The sequence below is a fragment of the Candidatus Tectomicrobia bacterium genome (assembly GCA_016192135.1).
Lineage (GTDB): Bacteria > UBA8248 > UBA8248 > UBA8248 > UBA8248 > 2-12-FULL-69-37.
Genome location: JACPUR010000024.1, coordinates 1 through 19,235, shown reverse-complemented (window position 1 = coordinate 19,235; position 19,235 = coordinate 1). Strand labels below are relative to the sequence as shown.

Annotated in this window: 16 protein-coding genes and 1 pseudogene; 2 read left to right on the top strand and 15 right to left on the bottom strand. The window is 72.1% G+C overall.

What is annotated here, in order from left to right; all coding sequences use genetic code 11:
* Nucleotides 1–261 precede the first annotated feature (261 nt).
* The 13 genes from HYZ11_11045 to HYZ11_10985 all read right to left on the bottom strand — a co-directional run bounded on the left by HYZ11_11045 (nucleotide 262) and on the right by HYZ11_10985 (nucleotide 14,704).
* A complete protein-coding gene (locus HYZ11_11045; GenBank protein ID MBI3128130.1) occupies nucleotides 262–657 on the bottom strand; it encodes a type II toxin-antitoxin system death-on-curing family toxin in 396 nt (131 codons plus the stop codon).
* Nucleotides 654–953, bottom strand: coding sequence for an AbrB/MazE/SpoVT family DNA-binding domain-containing protein (locus HYZ11_11040; protein MBI3128129.1), 300 nt, complete (start codon nucleotides 951–953; stop codon nucleotides 654–656). Before HYZ11_11040 ends, HYZ11_11045 begins: the two co-directional genes overlap by 4 nt.
* 200 nt (nucleotides 954–1,153) lie before the next feature.
* Nucleotides 1,154–1,615 carry a dehydratase gene (locus HYZ11_11035; protein MBI3128128.1) on the bottom strand — a complete coding sequence of 154 codons (462 nt, stop codon included), beginning with the start codon at nucleotides 1,613–1,615 and terminating at the stop codon, nucleotides 1,154–1,156.
* A 336-nt stretch (nucleotides 1,616–1,951) separates the two neighbouring features.
* The gene (locus tag HYZ11_11030) at nucleotides 1,952–3,046 is read right to left on the bottom strand and encodes a c-type cytochrome (protein MBI3128127.1); all 1,095 of its coding nucleotides are present in this window, start codon (nucleotides 3,044–3,046) and stop codon (nucleotides 1,952–1,954) included.
* 233 nt (nucleotides 3,047–3,279) lie between these two features.
* On the bottom strand, nucleotides 3,280–4,101 hold the full coding sequence (locus tag HYZ11_11025) for a hypothetical protein (GenBank protein ID MBI3128126.1): 822 nt from the start codon (nucleotides 4,099–4,101) through the stop codon (nucleotides 3,280–3,282).
* Nucleotides 4,098–4,547 (bottom strand): biopolymer transporter ExbD, encoded by a 450-nt coding sequence (locus HYZ11_11020; GenBank protein MBI3128125.1) that lies wholly within the window; start codon nucleotides 4,545–4,547, stop codon nucleotides 4,098–4,100. The genes HYZ11_11025 and HYZ11_11020 overlap by 4 nt, the downstream gene beginning before the upstream one ends.
* 10 nt (nucleotides 4,548–4,557) lie before the next feature.
* Nucleotides 4,558–5,157: a MotA/TolQ/ExbB proton channel family protein gene (locus tag HYZ11_11015; protein ID MBI3128124.1), complete on the bottom strand. Its 600-nt coding sequence runs from the start codon at nucleotides 5,155–5,157 to the stop codon at nucleotides 4,558–4,560.
* Between the two features lie 191 nt (nucleotides 5,158–5,348).
* Nucleotides 5,349–8,429 (bottom strand): tetratricopeptide repeat protein, encoded by a 3,081-nt coding sequence (locus tag HYZ11_11010; protein ID MBI3128123.1) that lies wholly within the window; start codon nucleotides 8,427–8,429, stop codon nucleotides 5,349–5,351.
* 98 nt (nucleotides 8,430–8,527) lie between these two features.
* A complete protein-coding gene (locus HYZ11_11005; protein MBI3128122.1) occupies nucleotides 8,528–11,152 on the bottom strand; it encodes a tetratricopeptide repeat protein in 2,625 nt (874 codons plus the stop codon).
* Nucleotides 11,149–11,997, bottom strand: coding sequence for a pantoate--beta-alanine ligase (locus tag HYZ11_11000; protein MBI3128121.1), 849 nt, complete (start codon nucleotides 11,995–11,997; stop codon nucleotides 11,149–11,151). The genes HYZ11_11005 and HYZ11_11000 overlap by 4 nt, the downstream gene beginning before the upstream one ends.
* 145 nt (nucleotides 11,998–12,142) lie before the next feature.
* Nucleotides 12,143–12,823 carry an adenine nucleotide alpha hydrolase gene (locus tag HYZ11_10995; protein ID MBI3128120.1) on the bottom strand — a complete coding sequence of 227 codons (681 nt, stop codon included), beginning with the start codon at nucleotides 12,821–12,823 and terminating at the stop codon, nucleotides 12,143–12,145.
* 187 nt (nucleotides 12,824–13,010) lie between these two features.
* Complete coding sequence (gene folK / locus HYZ11_10990; GenBank protein ID MBI3128119.1) at nucleotides 13,011–13,526, bottom strand: 2-amino-4-hydroxy-6-hydroxymethyldihydropteridine diphosphokinase; 516 nt, start codon at nucleotides 13,524–13,526, stop codon at nucleotides 13,011–13,013.
* On the bottom strand, nucleotides 13,523–14,704 hold the full coding sequence (locus HYZ11_10985; protein ID MBI3128118.1) for an LL-diaminopimelate aminotransferase: 1,182 nt from the start codon (nucleotides 14,702–14,704) through the stop codon (nucleotides 13,523–13,525). The genes folK and HYZ11_10985 overlap by 4 nt, the downstream gene beginning before the upstream one ends.
* 346 nt (nucleotides 14,705–15,050) lie before the next feature.
* On the opposite strand from HYZ11_10985, the gene HYZ11_10980 reads away from it, so the two are divergent.
* Nucleotides 15,051–16,220, top strand: coding sequence for a tetratricopeptide repeat protein (locus HYZ11_10980; GenBank protein MBI3128117.1), 1,170 nt, complete (start codon nucleotides 15,051–15,053; stop codon nucleotides 16,218–16,220).
* A 320-nt stretch (nucleotides 16,221–16,540) separates the two neighbouring features.
* Nucleotides 16,541–16,774: pseudogene (locus HYZ11_10975) on the top strand (4Fe-4S binding protein).
* A 1,146-nt stretch (nucleotides 16,775–17,920) separates the two neighbouring features.
* Here HYZ11_10975 and HYZ11_10970 read toward each other — a convergent pair.
* Both HYZ11_10970 and HYZ11_10965 read right to left on the bottom strand, forming a co-directional pair.
* Nucleotides 17,921–18,445 carry a hypothetical protein gene (locus tag HYZ11_10970; GenBank protein ID MBI3128116.1) on the bottom strand — a complete coding sequence of 175 codons (525 nt, stop codon included), beginning with the start codon at nucleotides 18,443–18,445 and terminating at the stop codon, nucleotides 17,921–17,923.
* Nucleotides 18,446–18,621: 176 nt separating this feature from the next.
* On the bottom strand, nucleotides 18,622–19,235 hold a 614-nt coding region (locus HYZ11_10965; protein ID MBI3128115.1), incomplete at its 5' end, for a DUF1848 family protein.

Genomic DNA, 19,235 nt, shown 5'->3' with positions numbered 1-19,235 from the left:
CTCCGGCGACGGCCGGCCGCGCCTCCATCTTTTGATGGGCTTTTCCCCTCAATTCCCGCGACGGCCCCTCAAACGCTCTCCTCCCATGCGCAATCCTCCCTCCGCGCGGGCGCGCGCTCGCCCGCCCGGAGGCAATCTAGGGCCTGGAGGGGAAAAGTCCGTTACCGCAAATCGCGGCAAATGACAGCAATTTCATGCACGGGGGGATTTTTTGGGGGGGGAGAGGAAAGAATGGCTGCCGTCTTGGCGGGGGCGAGGATATCAGCGGCGGCGCTTCGAGAAATCCTTGAACCAGCGGGCCAGGAGCGCCTCGTCCGCCCCGCCCGCCGCGGCGGCCAGCATGATGCGCACCTCGTCCACCTCCTCCGGCTCGAATACCTGGCCGTTGATGTAGAGGAAGGCGCGGGCGCTCAGCAGGGCGGCACGCTTGTTGCCGTCCACAAAGGGGTGATTCTTGACCAGACCCATGCAAAGGGTAGCAGCCAGGTCGAAAAGCGACGGGTTCTCGCCGTAGTGAAAGAGATGCTTCGGGCGCTCCACGGCGCTTTCCAGAAGGCCCGCGTCGCGTATCCCGAACGAACCTCCGAAGAGGCGGAGTTGCGCCTCATGGACGTCCTTAACTATTGCGACGGTGAGCCACCTGGGCTCGGCCTTCACTTCGCCAGCTCGCGCAGGGCGTTCCGGTGGCGGCGCATGTAGTCGTGAGTGGACTCCATGACCTCGGCAAAGGTCGGATCGTACGGCGTCAGCTTCACCCCCTCGGGCGTGCTGTGGAGGAACATCTCGTCGCCCTCCTTGAGATTCAGGGCGTCGAGCGCCTCTTTGGGGAGGATCACCCCCAGGGAGCCCCCCACCTTCCGGAGCTTCACGGTGTCCTTCCGGGCGGGCGAGGCTTTCTTGGCCTTCCGCTTCGCGGCTTTCGGCTTGGCGGCCTTCGTCCTGGTGCTGGGCATGGCGCGTCCCTCCTTATAACTAAAATTATAATTATTTCGCCGGAGAGGCAACTCCAGGCTTAGGAGATATTATGAGGATGTCATCCTGAGCGCAGCGAAGGATCTGCTTCTGCTTTTCGGCCTATCATCGAAGAAAAACGGATTCTTCGGTCGCCCTCTTTTCCGGGTCCCCAAGCGGCGAGCCGCCTGGGCGGGCTCCCTCAGAATGACGGGCGGGGCTCCCCCTCCCGCCTCGCTACCATCAGCGTAAACTCGCCCTCCTGCACCACTTCATCCTTCTGATTTTTCATCTTCAGCCCGAAGGTGACGAGGCCCTGGCCCTTGCGGCTGAGGCGCTTCGCCTTGACCGCGATCTCCCCCCTCACCCGGTCCCCGAAGCGGATGGGCCCCGTGAAGCGCCACTCGAGCCCCAGGAAGGCCTCGACCGTGCCCTCGAGGAAGCCCATCCCCATCATCAGGCCCGAGAGGGCCGAGAGCCCCAGCAGGCCGTGGGCGATGCGCTCGCCAAAAGGCCCGCGCGCCGCCGCTTCCGCGTCGGTGTGGAGGTGGGTGCGGTCGCCCGAGAGCTCGGCGAAGGCCATGACCTCGGCCTCGCCCAGGGCGCGCTCCGGGGTGACCCAGGCGCGGCCCTCCGTCAGGTCCTCGTAGAACAGGCCGGGCATGAGGGTCTCCTTGGGCGGGCGGACATCCCCGCATGCATCGGTAGGGGCAGGCCCCCGTGCCTGCCCCATCCACACAGCCTGTCCCTTTGCCGAAGGGCGGCCACGGGGGGCCGCCCCCACGGGTGCGATCCGCGACGGACATTCAACCCGCAGGGGCGCATGGCAATACGCCCCTGCGTCACCGCCGGGTGTCCGTAGGGGCCCCTACAAACGCACATCACCGCCGAACCCATCTGTAGGGGCGACCGGCCGGTCGCCCCTACGGACGAACATCCCCGCCGACCTCGTCCGCAGGGATGGGTTTGAAATCCGCCCCTGCGAACGAACCCGCGCCGGTCAGCATTTCACCCCGCCCCCCTGGCTCATCATCGTCATGCCGCCCCCCATCCCCCCGCCGGCCCTGTCCAGGGTGAAGAGCCAGTCCGCGATCCGGCAGGCCTCCTCCCGGGAGAGGCCGAAGGTGGGCATGCGGCCGAAGCCCATCATCCGCTCGTGCATGGGGATGGTGGCCGGGCGCTGGAGCCAGCCGGCGACCATCTCCCGGGTGTAGGTGCGGGGGGCGTTCCGGTAGCCCAGGGGAGGCGCCACCTGGGCCGGGCGGCGGGGGTCGAGGCCCGTCCCCGCGTGGCAGCCCGCGCAGTTGAGCTGGAGGGCCAGCCGCCGGCCCCGTTCCCGCGTCCCGGGGGAGGCTCCCCCCGAGGTCAGGTCGAGCACCCGGGGCGGGGGCCCCGCGAGGGAGGCGAGGTAGGCGGCGAGGTCGGCGATTTGCCGCGGGGCGTCCGGGTCGAGGGGTTCCCCCTGGTCGTAGAAGAAGCTCGGCATCGCGGAGCCCGGCCGCGCCTGGGCGGGGTCGAAGAGGACGGCGGCCAGCCCCTCGCGGGTGAGCTTGCGGCTCATCTCCCGCAGGTCGGGGCCCCAGGCCTTGCGTTCCCCGGGCGGGGGGAGCTTGCCCTCCGGATCGGGATGGCACTTGGCGCACTCGTTCCGCTCGAAGGCGGCCCGCCCCCGCTTCGCGTCCCCGGGCGGGAGGCCCCGGTAGAGGGCGCCGAAGGAGGCCCCCGATGGGGGCGCGCCCTCCTCCCAGGGCTCCTGGAGGCCCTGGAGATGGGCGGCGAGGGCCTCGATCTCCCAGGCGGCCAGGCGGAAGTCGGGCATCCGGGCCGGCTCCGCGGGCCGGAGCTTGGCGGGGCGGGCGAGGAAGCCCTTGAGCCAGTCCGGCTGGAGGCGGAGGCCCGCCCGATGGAGGGGAGGCCCCACCTGGGGGGCGGGGCGGGCCGGGGGCGCGGGCCCGATCGGGTGGCAGGCGGCGCAGTTCAGCTCGCGCACCCGCCGCTCGCCCGGGTGTTCCTTCTCCGCGGCGCGGGCCGCGGCCGGGAGGGCCGGGAGGATCAGGGCCGCCACGAGGGCAAAGACGGAAGGTTTCATCGGCACCGCCCCTCTCCTCCCCGGAACCCCGCCGCCCGCCATACCGGCAGGGTTGGCTCTCCGCGGCCGCCTTTCCACCGGGGCAGGCACGGGGGCCGCCCCTACGTCATGATCGGCGTGCGGGCGTTGCGTCATGTAGGGGCTATTGCAATACGCCCCTGCGGATACACATCACCGCCGGCAATGTCCGTAGGGGCGTCCGCACGCCTATCTTTCCGCGCGTTCGATGATACCCGATCTCACCGCACCCGGAACCGGAAGGCGACGATGCCCCACTCCTCGCGCGGCGCCTCGTGCGAGGGGAGAGGGGTGAAGCGCCAGCGCTTGAGATGGGTGGTGGCGATGCCCTCGAGCCGGGCGCTCCCCTTGCGGATGGGGATGACGCGGCCCACCGTTCCGTCGGGCAGCACCCAGAAGCGCAGGATGATGTCGGCCGTCTCGTCCAGGCCCGCGACCTGGGGCGGCGGGGGCTGGAAGACGACGCGGCGGCTCGCGGCGGGGCCCCGGATGGGGGGCCGGGCGGCCTCCTGGCGCTCGATCATGGGAAGGAGGCGGGCGATCTCCTCCTCGATGCGGGCCGCCTCCTCCTTCTCGGAGGCGGGCGGGCGGTGTTCCCCGGCGGGCTTGGAGGGGGCGGGCCGGGGGGCGCCCTGGAGCACGTCCTCGAGCACCTCGCCGGCGGCGGGGGGCCGCATGGCCAGGGGGTCGGGCGGGGGCGCGATCCGGGGCATCTCGAGCTTGGGGGGACCCGAGGGCTTGCTCTCGGGGGGCTCCCCCGGGGGGCGCGTGGAGAGCGGGGTTTCGAGCGAGGGGTCCGGGAGGCCCGTCTTCGCGCGGTCCTCGCTCAGGAGGCGGCCCAGGTCGAGCGGCTCGGGCAGGGGCACGGGGGGCAGGGGCTTGAGCTGCAGGGCCTCGGGGATCGGCACCTGGCGGCGGACGAGCTCCACCTCGACGGCGGGCGGGGGCTCGACCTCCAGGGGGCCCACGGCCGGCCCGAACACGAGCAGGAAGGCGTGGAGGAGCAACGAGGCGAGGAGCGAGTAGAGCAGCGACAGGCTCATCTCTTCGGTTCGGCGGGCGGCGCGGGGCGGCCCGGAATCTCGTCCTTCCGGGCGGGCTCGGTGGCGATGGCGATGCGGCCGGCGCCCGCCTGCTTGGCCACGTCCATGACGCGCACGACCTGGCCGTGGGGCACGTCGCGGTCGGCGCGGAGGATGAGGGCGCCCTCGGGCTGGACGCGCAGCTCCTCGATGAGGCGGCCCCACAGCGAGTCGAAGGGCACCTCCTCGTTGTTCACGAAGATGCGGCCGTCGCGGGCGACGACGACGATGACGTCCTTGCGCACGGCGGTCTCGGACGAGACGGTGCGGGGGAGGTTCACGCTGATGCCGACCTGCATGACGAACGAGGAGCTCAGGGCGAAGAAGAGCAGGAGCAGGAAGACGGTGTCGATGAGGGCCGTCATCCCCGGCTCCGCCTGCACGCGGCGCAGCTCGCGGAATCTCATCGTCCCCTCCTCAGCGCTTGAGAATCTCGAGGACGCGGTAGGCCTGCTTCTCGAGCTCGAGGACCAGGCGGTCGGACTGGGCGGCGTAGTAGTTGTAGAAGATGAGCGACGGGATGGCGATCACGAGGCCCGCCGCGGTGGTGATGAGCGCCTCGTAGATGCCGCCCGCGAGCTGGCTGGGGTGCGCCACCCCCTTCTCGCTGATGGTGGCGAAGGTGCGGATCATGCCGAAGACGGTGCCGGTGATGCCCAGCAGGGGCGAGACGGCGGCGATGGTGCCCAGCACGCCCAGGTAGCGGTCCAGCACGGGCACCTCCTGGCGCCCCGCGTCCTCGACGATCTCCTTGAGCTCCTCCTTCTCCCGGTCGTAGTTCGAGATGGCGGCCAGCATGATGCGCGCGATGGGCGAGGCGTGGCGCCGGCAGAGGAGCACGGCCTCCTCGACCTGGTCCTCCGCGAGCAGGTGCCGCGCCTGCTGAATGAGATCCGCCGGAATGACGCGCGGTAAGCGCAGGTTGTAGGCGCGCTCGAGGATGATGGCCAGGGCGAGGATCGAGCAGATGCCGAGAGGGATCATCAGGATCCCCCCCTTCATCAGGAATTCGAGCATCCCCTGCCCCTTTCGCGTACGCCGGTGGATGGGCGGACAAGCCGTCTGCCAGCGTGGAACCCTGCGAAGCTCGCCCTGGGAGGGTCCGGGCCTCCCCACTCTCCCTTTGGGAGGGGGGGGATTGCCATCGCGCTACGCGATCCCGGCCAACGGGCTCCGGATTTCTCCTCGGCGGATTATTGCCTTCGCGTTCAGCGCCGCGCGGCGGGCGCCTGGCTCAGGCGCCGCACCGCTTCCTCCGCGGCCTGGCGCAGCTCCCCGGGGGGAGCGGTCTCGCGCATCTTCTGGAAGATCCGGAGGGCGGTGGCTTGGTTCCCGGCCTTCTCGTACATCTCGCCGGCGCGCGCGAGGGCGCGCGCCGCCCATATTCTCTGCTCCGGGTAGCGGTAGGTCAACTTGAGGAATTCCGAGGCGGCCGAGGGGTCGCCCCGCCGGGCCATGAGGTCCGCCCGGCTGAAGAGGGCCTCGGCCGCCACGGCCGGGTCGTCCGAGCCGAGCGCGGTCTGGAGGGCACGGTCCGCCCCGTCGAGATCGCCCGCCTTGGCCCGGAGCGCCGCGAGCAGGAGCCCCGCCTGGGCGCGGATGCCCCCGGCCTCCTCCGAGCCCGCAACCGCCTGCATGTGCTCCGCCGCCGCCCGCTCGTTCCCCAGCCGGGCCTCGCAGCGGCCCAGCTCGAAGCGGGCCAGGAGCGAGAAGTCGTGCCGCGGGTGCTTGGAGAGGAACTCCTCGAAGCGCCGCTTGGCCTCGGCGCAGCGGCCGATGCCGGCGAGGGTCTCGCCCGCCGCGAAGAGGGCGTCCGGCCTGAGGCGGCTGCCGGCGTAGCGGACGATGAGGGTTTCGTAGGCGTCCAGGGCGGCGTCGACGTTCTGGCGGCGCCGGTGGATGCCCCCGATGCGCAGCACGGCGTGGGCGGCCAGCTCGTCCTCGGGGTAACGGGCCGCCACCTCGCGGTAGGCGCGCAGGGCCTCCTCCATGTTCCCGCGCGTGAGGTTCACCTCCCCCACCTGGAACAGGAGCGCGATGCTCAGCGGGGAGGACGGGAAGCGGTCCGCGAAGGCGCGCCCCTCCTTCAGGAAGGCGTCGAACTCCTCGCGCTGGAGCCGGGTGAGCAGGAGCCCGTAGGAGGCCTCGCGGTAGCGGGGGTGGTCGGGGAACCGGGCCATCACGAGCCGGTAGAGGCGGTCGGCCTGGAGGTAGTTGCCCTCGTTGTAGCTGGCGTCGGCGGCCCGCAGGTAGGCGTCGCCGGCCAGGGGGGAGTCCTTCCGGCGCCCGGCGAACTCGAGCAGGCGCTCGCGCGCCGTCCCGAATTCCCCGCGCTGGAAGGGCACGAGGGCGGACCAGTACTCGACCTCGGGCGCGGCCGGGCTGCGCGGGAACCGGCCGAGGAAGTGGCGGAAAGCCGCCTCCGCCTCGTCCATGCGCCCCCTGCGGAAGAGGAGCTTCCCCTTCTGGAGGACGGCCTCGGCCGCCACCTCGCGCCCCGCGTGGCCCTGCTCGACGCGCTCGAAGGCCGCGATGGCCCCCTGGAAGTCGCCCAGGTTGTAGCGGGCCTCCCCCGCCCGGGCGAGCGCCTCGGCGGCGAGCGGCCCCTCGGGGCTTCTCTCGATGAGCTGGTCGAAGACGGCCGCCGCCGCCCCCCACTCCTTCCGGCGGTAGTGGACCCAGGCGAGGCCCGCCTGCCCGCGGAGGTAAAGGCCGTGCTCGCGGGGGATGGCCGCGAAGGCGCGGCGCGCGGCGTCCAGGCCTCCCGCCTCGAAGGCGGCCTCCCCGTGCCAGAGCGCCGCCTCGGCGTCGGCGGCGCGGCGCGGGTCCTTCCCGAACGCCCACTCGGCGAGGATGGCCTGCGCCCCGGAGAAGTCCCGCAGCCGGAAGGCGGCGAAGGCCGTGGCCATGGCCGCCGAGCGCGCGGCGGCCCGCTCGGCCGGGTCCTGGCCCTCGGCGGGCGGGCGCTCGGCCCCGAGGCGCAGGACCCCGTAGGCCCGGCCCGCCTCCCCCTGGTGGTAGAGCGAGAGCCCCTCGATCACCCGGGCGAGCCGGTAGGTGCGCCCCAGCGGATAGGCGTCGCTCACCGCGGCGGCACGCCGGCCCGCCTCGGCGTAGCTCTCGCGCCGGAAGAGCCACCAGGCGAGCTGGAGCCGGAGCGGCCCCGCCTCGGGGCTGCCCGGATGCCTCTTGAGGAAGGCGTCGAGGACTGAGGCGAGCTCCTTGGCCGCGCCCTTGCCGGCGGCCTCGATGCGGGCGGCGAGCGCCCCCGCCTCGGCCGAGCGCAGGAGGGGGTGCTTCGGGTGGCGCCGGAGGAAGAGCGCGAAGGCGTCGGCCGCTTCCCTCGGCCGCTCCAGCCGCAGGCGCGCCCAGCCCAGCCCGTGGAGCGCCTCGCCCAGGAGCGCCGCCTGCGCCTCCCCGCGCGGGGGGCCCGAGGCCTCCGCCTGGGCGTAGCGGTCCGCCGCTCGGCGGAAGTCGCCCTCCCGCCGGTCCCAGTGGCCCAGCACCACGAGCGCCCGCGTGGCGAAGGGCCCGGACTCCCCGGCCAGCTCCCGCAGGGCGCCGCGCGCCTGGGGCCGGGCCCCGAGCCGCTCGTGCGCCCAGGCCCGGAGGAGGCGCCCCTCCTCCGAGGCGAGCGACCCGGGCCGCCACCGCCCGCCGTCCAGGGTGGCGAGGCAGCCGCGCAGGTCCCCCCCCTGGCACTGCTCCTCCGCGATGGCGTAGCGCGCCGTCGAGGGGTACGGCTCGGCCCCCTGGACGCGGAGCGCCGCCTCGCGGTGCCGCCGGGCCTCCTCCTTCCGGCCGAGGCGCAGCGCCGCCTCCCCGGCCCAGAAGAGGGAGGCCGCCTTGAGGCGCGGCTCGCGGGTCTTCTGCGCCGCCTCCTCGAAGAAGCGCAGCGCCTCGACGGGGGCGCTCTTCTTCCAGTAGGCGAGGCCGGTCTCGAAGATCTTCTCGTTGCTCCCGAAGGCGCGGGAGAGGCCGCCCCAGGCCCGGGTGAGCTCGGGGTCGGGCTCGCGCTCGGCGGGGAGGGGCCGCTCCGGGAGCGTCATCGGAGGTATCTCGCCGTCCAGGAGGACGTCCGGCAGCCGCACCCCCAGCCGCTCCGGGGGGACCGGGCGCACCCGCTGGGCGACGAGCTGCTCGACGTCCGGGACCTCGATCACCACCTCGGGCAGGGAGAGCGAGAGGCGCGACTCGGCGGGGGGGGCGCCTTTCTTGGCGGCCGGCCCGGCCCACGCCGGGGGGGCGGCGAGCAAGAGCGCGGCGAGGAGGGCGCACAGACAGATCATGCCCTGACCTGTTCGTAGGGGCGAGGCATGCCTCGCCCCTACAGATGGGAACACAGGCCCTATGCCCAACCATCCCGCGCGCATCCCCACCCTCTCTCTCACCGGAAGAGCGGCTCCCGGGTCCGCATCTTCTCCTCGCGCTCCTCGGCCTGCTTGAGGTAGGCCTCGATCCGCTCGGCCCGGGCGTGCGCCTGGCGGCTCTCGCCCTCGCCGCCCGCCTTCTCCTGCGCGAGCCTCCGGTAGAGCGCGAGCGCCTCCTTCCACTCCCCCGCCCGCTCCCGGAGCGCCGCCGCCCGCCAGGCCGCGTTGCGCCGCCACTCCGCCTCGATCGTGCCCTCCGCCACGAGCTTCTCATAGGCATCGAGGGCCGCCTTGGGCTTCGAGGCCTCGAGGCTCCTCGCCACCTCGTAGCGGGCCGGGCCGCGGACCTCGGGGGCCTCGGCCCCGGCCGCCAGCCGGAAGGCCTCCAGGGCCTCCCCCTCCCGGCCCTCCGCGAGCCGGAGGTAGCCCAGGCGCAGCGCGGCCCGCTGCCACCGCCCCTCCCCCCGGAAGCGATCGAGGTAGTCCGCGTAAGCGGCCTCCGCCCTCCGGGCCTCCCCCGCCCGGTCCAGGGCCTGGGCCAGCTCGAAGGCCGCGTCCGGCGCCTGGGGCTCCAGGCGGGTCACTTCCTCGAGGGCGGGCACCGCCTCGGCGAACTTCCCCTCCCTCAGCAGGCAGGCGGCGACGATGCGCCGCAGCTCGCCCCGCTCCGGATTGTCCCCCGGCCCGGCCAGCGCCTGGCGGGCCGCCTCGGACGCCTCGGGGCAGCGGCCCTCGCGCCAGCGGACCTTGGCCTCGATCCCCAGCCCCTCGGACCGATCGGCGGGCGAGAGCCCCCGCCAGCGGGTCAGGGCCCGGTCCGCCTCCTTCCAGTCCTCGCGCCCGGCGGCCTCGCGGGCCAGGAAGAGCCAGGCCTCGCGCCTGCGCTCCGGGTCGCCCTTCTCGTCCTCCGCGAAGGGGAGGAGCATCTCCCGCGCCCCCTGCGGGTCCCCCTCCCCGCGCAGCAGCCGCGCCCCCGCCAGCCGGGCCTCGCGCGCCGCCTCGGGCGGAAGGAGCGGCAGGGCCTCTTTCACGCGCCGGATGGCGAGCTTCCGGTCCCCCTTGGCCTCGGCCGCGGCGGCGAGCTGGAGCCGCGCCCGCGCGGCCAGCTCGGGCCGGCGCGCCCCGAGGAGGACCTGCTCGTAGTACACCTCGGCCTCCTCCCAGCGCTTCGCCCGGAAGGCGCACTCGGCCCGGAGCGATGCCAGCTCGGCCCGGGACTCCTCCGGCACCGCGTCGCGCGGGAGGGACTTGAGGAGCCCGAGGGCGCCCGCGCAGTCGTCCGCCCCGTAGTGGAGGAAGGCCCCCCGGAGGGCGGCCTGGCGCAGCGGCTCGGCCGCCTTCTCCTTCTCTCCCTTGAAGCCCTGCGCGGCCTCGGCGAGGGCGGCGTAGGCGGCCATCGCCTCCTTCGGCTTCCCCCCGCGCTCGAGCAGCCCCGCCCGCCGCAGGGCGGCCCACAGGCCCTCCTCCGAGGCGGGGGCGGCCTTCACGAGCGCTTCCCACTGGGCGGCGGCCTCGCCGTCCATCCCGGCCTTCGCCAGGCAGTCCCCGAGCCGCAGCCGGTCGGGGGGCGCGAGATCGGCCCCCCGCTCCAGCGCGCCCAGGACGTAGCGCAGCGACTCGCGGCCCTTCTCGCCCCCGCACTGCCCGGCGCGGTCCAGGCTGGCGATGTAGCGGGGCAGCGCCTCCTTGCCCGAGGAGGCGGCCATGCGGCGGTAGGCCGAGGCGGCGCGGGCGAACTCCCCCGCCTCCCACCACGCGGCGGCCGCCCCCCGCTCGGCGGTGCGGCGCTCCCCGGCCGAGGGCGAGAAGGCCAGCACGCCCTCGAAGACGCCCGCCGCCTGGCGGTGCTTCTTCTGCCCCATGAGGCTCGCCGCGTGCCCGAGGCGCACGTCGGCGCGGTGGCGCTCGCTGGGCGCGGCCCGGAAGAGCGCCTCGAAGGCCCGCTCCGCCGCCTCGGGTCGCCCGAGCCCCAGGAGGATGAAGCCGTGCCGGCGGCGGAACTCCGTGGCGCGCGGGTTGTGCGGATGTTTCTCGAGGACCTCGCGGATGGCCGCCTCGGCCTCCTCGGGCCGCCCGGCGCGGTCCAGGGCCAGGGCGTGGTCGTAGGCGGCGGCCTCCTGGCGCGGGTCCCGGGGCGCGAGCCGCCGGAACTCGCCCAGGGCCCGGGCCGCCCCCATCCATTCCCCCGCCGCGACGTGGAGCGCGGCCGTGCGATGGAGGGCCTCCGGGCGCAGCGGGCCCTCCTTGATCGAGGCGTAGGCCTGGAGGGCCCCGGCGCGGTCCCCCTTCTTCTCCAGGAGCTCGCCCATCATGAGCCGGGCCTCGGGAACCCGCGCGTCCCGCGGGTGCCGCGCGGCGAACTCCTGGTAGGCCGCGAGGGCCTCGGCGGGCTTCCCGCGCCGGCGGTAGGCCTCCGCGAGGTAGTAGCGCGCCGAGGCGGCGCCCTGGCCGGCGGGCCAGCGGGCGATGTAGCCGCGGAAGGCCTCGATGGCGGGATCGTAGAGCCCGTCGCGGAAGGCGCTCAGGCCGAAGTGGAGCACCTCGGGGGGCGTCTCCTTGCCCGGCGCGGCGGAGGACGAGCCGGAGGCGAGGGCGAGCCAGAGCACCCCTGCGGCGAGGCCGAGGCCCGCGGAGAGCCTCACGGCGCGGCCCTCAGCGGGATGTTGTCGATGAGGCGCGTCCCGCCGATCCAGGCGGCCACGGCGATGCGGGCCTCGCCCTCCACCCGCTCGACGGGCTTGAGGGTAGCCGGGTGGACCACCTCCACGTAGTCCACCCGCGCCCCGGCCCGGTCCAGCTCCCCGCAGGCCGCCTGGGCGAGCCGGGCGCTCGCGCGCTCGCCTTCCGCGAGCAGGGCCTCCGCCTTGCGCAGCCCCCGGATGAGGGAGAGGGCGCGGAGGCGCTCTTCCGCGCTCAGGTAGGCGTTGCGGCTGCTCAGGGCCAGCCCGTCCGCCTCGCGCACGGTGGGGCAGCCCACGACCTCGACCCCCAGGTCGAGGTCGCGCTCCATGCGCCGGATGAGGACGAGCTGCTGGTAGTCCTTCTCGCCGAAGTAGGCGCGGTGGGGCCGGCAGGCCGCGAAGAGCTTGAGGACGACGGTGGCCACGCCCCGGAAGTGGCCCGGGCGGTGCGGGCCGCAGAGGCCCTCCGCCAGGGCGGGGACCTCCACCCAGGTAGAGAAGCATCCGGGGTACACGGCCTCGGCGGAGGGACGGTAGACGGCTACGGCGCCCTCCTCCCGGCACATCCGGAGATCGGCCTCGAGCGAGCGCGGGTAGCGGGCGAAGTCCTCGCCCGGGCCGAACTGGGCGGGGTTCACGAAGAGGCTCACCACGGCCGCCCCGCATTCTCCCGCCGCCCGGCGGATGAGGCTCCGGTGGCCCTCGTGCAGCGCCCCCATGGTGGGCACAAGGCCCACGGGCGCGCGGGAGAGGCGGAGGGCTTCGGCCGCCTCCCGCATTTCGCTGGGGGACTCGATGAGGCGCATGGGCGAGATTCCGGACCGCAGGCGGCGGAATCCCCGCCCGAGGAGCCTGGGCGGGGGAGAACGTCTATCCCCCTTATTTTGCAGGGTTTCCGGGGCGAAAACAAGGGAAGGCCTCAGGCGGGACGGCCCCAAGGTCCAAAAGGGCCTAGCCCGGCAGGAGGTCGGCGAACACGAATCCGTCCCGTTCCACGACTTCGCCCGTCCTCACGGCCACGGGGCGCGAGAACATGGGGCCGTCATAGACGAAGGTGTGGAACTCCCCGTTCTCGCCGCAGGGATCGGCGCCCGCCGGAAGCTCCCGGAGGAAGGCCTCGTCCCATTCCCGGCCCGCGAAGGAGGGGTCGAGCGCCTTCGGGTCCACGCAGACCACCCGGGCCTTCAGCCCGGCGGCCAGCATGGCCCGCGCGAGCGCGGCCGTGTCCTTCAGCCAGAGGGGGAAGAGCGCCTCGACGCCCGAGCCGGCCAGCTGCCTTTCGCGGTAGTCCCGGATGTCGCGCAAGAACAGGTCGCCGAAGGCCACGGCCGAGATGCCCATCTCGCGGGCGCGGCGCACCGCCCCGCCCATGGCCTCTTCGTACTGGGCGTTGCTGCACGGGTAGGGAATCTCCACGAGCCAGGGCGGAACGCCGGCGGCTTCCATCTGCCGCTCCAGCACCTCCCGCCGCACGGCGTGCATGGCGACCCGGCCGAAGGCGGCGTTGAGCGTGGTAAGGAGCCCGGCCACCTCGACGCCCGGCTCCCGCCTCAGGCAGTGAAGGGCCCAGGCGCTGTCCTTGCCGCTGGACCACGCCAGCAGGACTTTTTGAGGGGTAGCCCGATCATCCATGGGCATGGGCGGCGCATCCTTCGCAGCGAGAGTAGGGGCGTATTGCAATACGCCCCTACAATATCACCCGCCATTGTTGCCCGTAGAGGCGTTCAATTGAACGCACTCAAAAGCAACCCAGACAGATTCATCCGCAGGGGCAGGCCCTTGCGCCTCCCCCTCAGAGGGCGGCCACAGGGGGCCGCCCCTACGTATCCAATCGAATCCCCGCCCACCCCCTTTCCTCCATCCGCTCGACGCCCGGGCCCTCCCCCAGCGCCGCGAGGAGTCCGGCGATGGTCTTGCCGAGGACGGGGTGCACCGCACCCGGCGCGATCTCGGCCAGGGGGGCGAGGACGAAGCGGCGCTCGTGCATGCGGGGATGGGGGAGGCTCAGCCCGGGCTCCTCCACCACCGCGCCCCCGTGAAGCAGGAGGTCGAGGTCGATGGTGCGGGGGCCCCAGCGCAGGCGGCGCTCCCGGCCCATCGCGCGCTCGACCCGGAGGAGCGCCTCCAGCGTCTCGCGGGGCGGGAGGGAGGTCTCCACCGCGGCCGCGGCGTTGAGGTACGCGGGCTGGGGGACCGGCCCCACCGGATCGGTGCGGTAGAGGGAGGAGAGGGCGGCGAGGCGCACGCCCGGCTCCCGCGCGAGCCGATCCACCGCCTCCCGAAGCTGGCGCCCGGGCTCCCCGAGGTTCGCCCCCAGGGAGACATAGGCCGTCACCGCCGGAAACCGGCCTTCTTGATGCGGGAGATGGCCTCGCGCAGGCGCGGCTCCTCCACGGTCAGGGCCATGCGGACGAAGCCCTCGCCGGACTTCCCGAAGCCCACGCCCGGGGTGGTGACCACGCCGCAGGTCTTGAGGAGGTGAGCCGTGAACTCCATGGAGGTGTAGCCCTCGGGGCACTTCACCCACACGTAGAAGGTGGCCTTGGGCCTGTTCGCCCGGAGGCCGAGCTCCGCGAGGCCCTCCAGCATCACGTCGCGGCGGCGCTGGTAGGTCTTGCGCATCGCGGCGACGCAGGACTGGTCGGCGGTCAGGGCCTTCAGGCCCGCCTCCTGGACGGCCTGGAAGACGCCCGAGTCCACGTTGGTCTTGATGGCGCCCAGCCCGGCGAGGACGTCGGCGTTGCCGACGGCGAAGCCGATGCGCCAGCCCGTCATGTTGTAGGTCTTGGAGCAAGAGTGGAACTCGACGCCCACGTCCTTCGCGCCCTCGGCGTTCAGGAAGCTCATGGGCTCGTAGCCGTCGAAGGACATCTCGGAGTAGGCGTTGTCGCTGCACACGATGAGGTCGTGGCTCTTCGCGAACTCGACCACCTCGCGGTAGAAGCCGACCTCGGCGCAGGCGGCGGTGGGGTTGTTCGGGTAGTTGATGAAGATGAGCTTGGCCTTCTTCGCGACATCCGTGGGCACGGCGCCGAGGTCGGGGAGGAAGCCTCGCTCCTCCCTGAGCGGCATGAAGTGGGGCCTGCCGTCGGCGAAGTAGGTGCCGATCTCGTACACCGGGTAGGCCGGGTCGGGCACCAGGGCGTAGTCGCCGGGGTTGGTGAAGGCGAGCGAGATGTGGGCGATGCCCTCCTTGGAGCCGATGAGGGAGAGCACCTCCGTCCTGGGGTCGAGCTGGACCCCGAAGCGCTTGCCGTACCAGTCGGCGCAGCCCTTGCGGAAGCTGAGCATCCCCTCGTAGGAGGGGTACTGGTGGTTCGCGGGGCGCCGGGCGGCCTGGTCGAGCTCCGAGATGATGTGGCCGGGGGTGGGGAGGTCGGGGTCCCCCACGCCTAGGCTGATGATGTCCATCCCCGCCTCAATGGCCTTGCGCTTCATTTTGTCGATCATGGCGAAAAGATAGGGGGGCAGGCGCTTCAGCCGCTCGGCGCGCTCGACGGTGATGACGGACATGTGGCTCCTCAAAAGGGGCAAAGGGCAGCAAATTCAAGGAAAACCCGGGTTTTGGGCCGATTTTTCCGGGCCGGGAGCGGGGCGCACGCTAGCATGGCCCAGAGGTCCCGGCAAGCCCCCGGCCCCCGAAACCCCCGGGACACCGCCCCGGACGCCATACCTCACAAAAAATAATGGAAAATAGAGATAAATATCGGTAAAATCCCCGTTTAATGGGCACCAGAATTGCGTCAGAGGCAAGGGTTAGGCTGGAACGCCCGCGCGAGGTCAGTCAGAGGCTGGTCTGATTCATGCTCCCCATGAAAATTGTGATTTGGCTCACATTGCGATGGGCGGGAGGCCGGGCATGAATGCTGATTCGGCGTCCCAGAACCTGCGGTTCCTGGTGGTCGAGGGCCAAAACGACCTCCGCCGGGCCATCGTGGGGATGCTCAAGGGCCTCGGCGCCGGCGCCGTCCTGAACGCCACGACGGACGAGGAGGCGAAGGAGATCCTCATCCGCCAGCCGGTGGACTTCGTCCTCTGCGACTGGAAGGCGCCCGAGATCAACGGGGTCCAGCTCCTCTACTTCGTCCGCCAGAGCCCCATCCTCCATCCCATCGCTTTCCTCCTGATGAGCCGTAAGGGCCAGATGGAGCCCGAAGACATCGCCGAGGCCAGCGAGAACGACGTGGACGGCCTCCTCGTCAAGCCGGTCAACCAGCAGGAGATCGAGACCAAAATCAAGGAGATCGGCAAGAGCCGCGCCGACATGATGGAGCCCAACATCGCCCTCGCCCGGGCGGCGGCCTTCACCGACATCGGCGCCTTCGACGAGGCCGAGGCGGAGCTCCAGACCGCCCAGCAGAAGAAGCCCGACGCCTCGCGCGTGTGGGTCAAATCGGGCGAGCTCTACGAGGAGATGGGCAAGGAGGAGAAGGCGAAGACGGCCTACAAGGAGGCCACCAAGGTGGACGACGACTGCGCCAAGGCCTACGACAACCTCTCCACCATGCTCGAGAAGGAAGGCAAGAAAGACGAGGCCTTCGAGCTCCTCCGGAAGGCCTCCCAGATCAGCCCCCGCAACCGGGACCGGCAGTTCCGCATCAGCAAGGCGCTCCTCGAGAAGGGCAACGAGGACGAGGCCCGCATCGCCCTCCACAAGGCCCTCTCCAACGAGGCGAGCGACGCCGCCCGCAGCGCCGCCGCGGCCGAGTTCTTCCTCTCCATCGGGCGGGCCGACATGGCCGAGGCGGAATACGCCTTCGCCCTCGAGGCCGACCCCGAGAACGTCCACTACTTCAACCGCCTCGGCATCGCCTTCCGCCGCCAGAAGAAGTTCAAGGAGGCGATCGAGAACTACCGCAAGGCCCTCGTCGTCGCCAAGAACGACCCCGTCATCTTCTACAACCTGGCCCTGGCCCTGGCCGAGAACGGCGAGATCCAGCAGTCCGTGGGCTCCCTGCGCCGGGCGATGGTCCTCGACCCCCACTTCAAGGAGGCCGAGAACCTGCTCAAGAAGCTGACGGGCGGGTAGATGTAGGGGGCGCCTGGGTTTCTTGCAGGGCCGGCCCTGGGGATGTGGGTGGCTGAATGATTCTGTAGGGGCGATGCTTGTCATCGCCCGCCGTTTCGGGCGAAGGGGGCGAACACGAGGTTCGCCCCTACGGATTTCGGTTGGTCAGCGGGCTTTTGTCGTTTCAAATCCGTCCCATCTCTGCGGCATCCTCCCCCGCTTGCGCCTGCGGGGCCTCCTTGTGCTAGCATGGGGCGAAGGAAAAAGAGTGGTCCGGCAGCGTTCGCCGCGTCCCGCCCCCGCCATCGGCCAGAACACCGCGATTGGAGGAACCGCTCCAGATGTCACACGTCATCGCCGAGCCCTGCATCGGCACCAAGGACACGGCCTGCGTGAAGGCCTGCCCGGTGGACTGCATCCACCCCTACGAGGGCGGCTCCAAGGGCAGCTTCAGCGCCGAAAAGCAGCTCTACATCGACCCCGCCGAGTGCATCGACTGCGCGGCCTGCGTCCCGGCTTGCCCGGTCGAGGCCATCTTCGCCGAGGGCGATCTGCCGGGCCAGTGGCAGAAGTACGCGGCCATCAACCGCGACTGGTTCGCCAACCTGGGCGCGGCCCCCGCCGCCGCCCCGGCCGCGGCCGCAGGGGCCTCCGCCGCGGGGGCTCCCGCGAAGACCCCCGCCAAGAAGGCCGAGCCGAAGCCCGAGCCCAAGCCCGAGCCCCTCGTCCTCTCCCCCGAGGAGATGTATAAGCCCCTCGCCGTGCTCCGGGAGGACGTGGCGGCCGCCCGCGGCGCCGGAGAGGCCAAGGCCCGCCGCTCGCCCGCGCTGGTCGGGCTCGCCGCGGCGGTGGTGCTGCTGTTCGTCTACGCCGTCTCCAACAACTTCGCCAAGGAGATGAACACCGGCGTCCCGGGGCGGCTCGCCGCGCTGGCCATGGGGGGCCAGAAGCCCACCCTGGCCGGGAGCGTCTACACCTTCGAGCGGCAGGCGAACAGCAGCCGGTACGTGATCCGGGCGCACGACTCCATCCTGGGCTCGCGCGACCTCCGCCTGCAGGTGCCGGCGCCCAAACCCTTCGAGTCCCTCTACCACAAGGACGAGGTCCACTTCGCCTCGGCCACCAACCAGTCGAGCCGCTTCTACTACGAGTTCATCGACCGGGGCAGCGACGGCACCCTCGACTCCGTCCTCGCCGTGCGCGAGATCTGGTCCGACGGCCAGCGCTATCTCGGCCGCTACCAGAGCCCCACCGCCCCCACGCCCGAGCTCCAGGCCCTCTACCTCAAGAGCGCCGAGGAGGCGGCCCAGAAGCTGGGGGCGAAGAAATAGGGGGAACGGCGGCCGTACCGCGCCGTCCATTCCGAAATTGGAAGGGGAAAACCGATAGCGGCCAATTTGTCCGTAGGGGCGGTTCGCGAACCGCCCCTGCACGCCGCCGGCGCCTTCCCGTCTCGCAAATACCAAGGCCGGGCCCCATCGGGCCCGGCCCTTTTTGTCGTCCCAACCGGCGCGCCCCTGTCATCCTGAGGGAGCCCGCCCAGGCGGCTCGCCGCCTGGCGGTGGCGGGCACCGCCACCCGGAAAAGAGGGCGACCGAAGGATATCGGTGTGGCTTTGCCTTTGTTCAAAAACCAAACCGATATCCTTCGCTGCGCTCAGGATGACATCTTCGCGGAACCCGCCCTGAGCCCCTACGTACCGAATCGGTCTTCGCCCCCCCCTACTTGTACTCCACCTTGTCCGCCTCGTCCGTGATCGGGAAGGGCCCTTCCTTGATCTCGATGGCCTTCGTGTTCGGCAGGAGGAACTCGATGGAGTGGCCCTCGTACATGAGCACGAGGTCGCCTGGCTCGAGGACCACGCTGCCCGCCTTGTCCCCCTCCTTCGAGAAGATGTTGATCCGCATCCGGCCCGAGCGGCAGATCATGATCTGGTGCCGGGTGGTGTTCGAGGGCCGCTCGGTGACGAGGTGGTAGTGCGGCTTCACCACCGCGCCCGGGTTGCGGTTCAAGAGCACGATCTGGAGCGGGAGCTCGTCCGCCGTCATGTGGGCCTTGGTGCGCCGCTCGGTCTCGGGGTCGGCGCCCTGGTAGGCCGCCGCCAGGTGGGCCCGCTCCTCGGGGGTGTCGAGGTAGGGCGGGAAGGCCGCGTAGTCGTCGAAGTCGCCGCGGATGACCAGCGCGAGGGTGCGGCCGTCCTTCGCGTGGAGGTACTCGACGCCCTTCGTCTGGATCTCCTGGGCCATGCGCGCTCTCCTGTTCATGACGGGATTCACATCATCCGGTGGTGCGAACTCTAGCGGATTCGCCGGGGGTTGTCAGCCGGATGGGGCCACGAAACGTCTGTAGGGGCAGGCCCCCGTGCCTGCCCCCGGGGCGGCCACAGGGGGACCGCCCCTACAGACGCGGGAGACCGCCTCCCCTATCCCAGCCAGGCCAGCGCGGCGTCCCGGGCCCGGTAGCGCGCCAGCGCCGCCTCGGGGCTGGCGTTGGCGTAGCAGTAGACGCAGCCGTGCGGGCAGGTGTCGTAGGCCCCGATGTCGCGCGAGGCGGCGCAGCCGCACTCCTCCCGGGTGGGGCGGAGCGGCAGCCGGCCCCCGCCCAGGGGCGCGAGGCGGTCCAGAAGATCGGGGTCCACGCAGCGCGCCTTGCCGGCGGGGCCTCCCACCAGGGCGTCCTCGCAGCAGGCGAGGAGCCTCATGCCACGCTCCCCGGCCATTTCCGCCAGCTCGTCCAGGAGGGCCTTGCGCTCCTCGAGCGTCCCCTCCTCCGGCCGGAGGCCCTCCGGGAGCCTCGCCGCGTTGCGCCTCACCTTCCCATACATGTCGGCGAAGCTGGCGATGCACTCCCCGGTCGCGCCCGCGAGCGCATCGGCGATCCGGGCGAAGTTCCGCCGGTGGAAGGCCGCGTCCGTCTCCCGCGAGAGGTAGATGGGGTCGTAGCGCCAGCGCACCCGCCCAGGCCCGGCGCGCCCCGCGAGCTCCCGGAAGGTGCGTACCGCCTGCGCGAGGGGCGGCACCGCGCGCTCCAGGGATT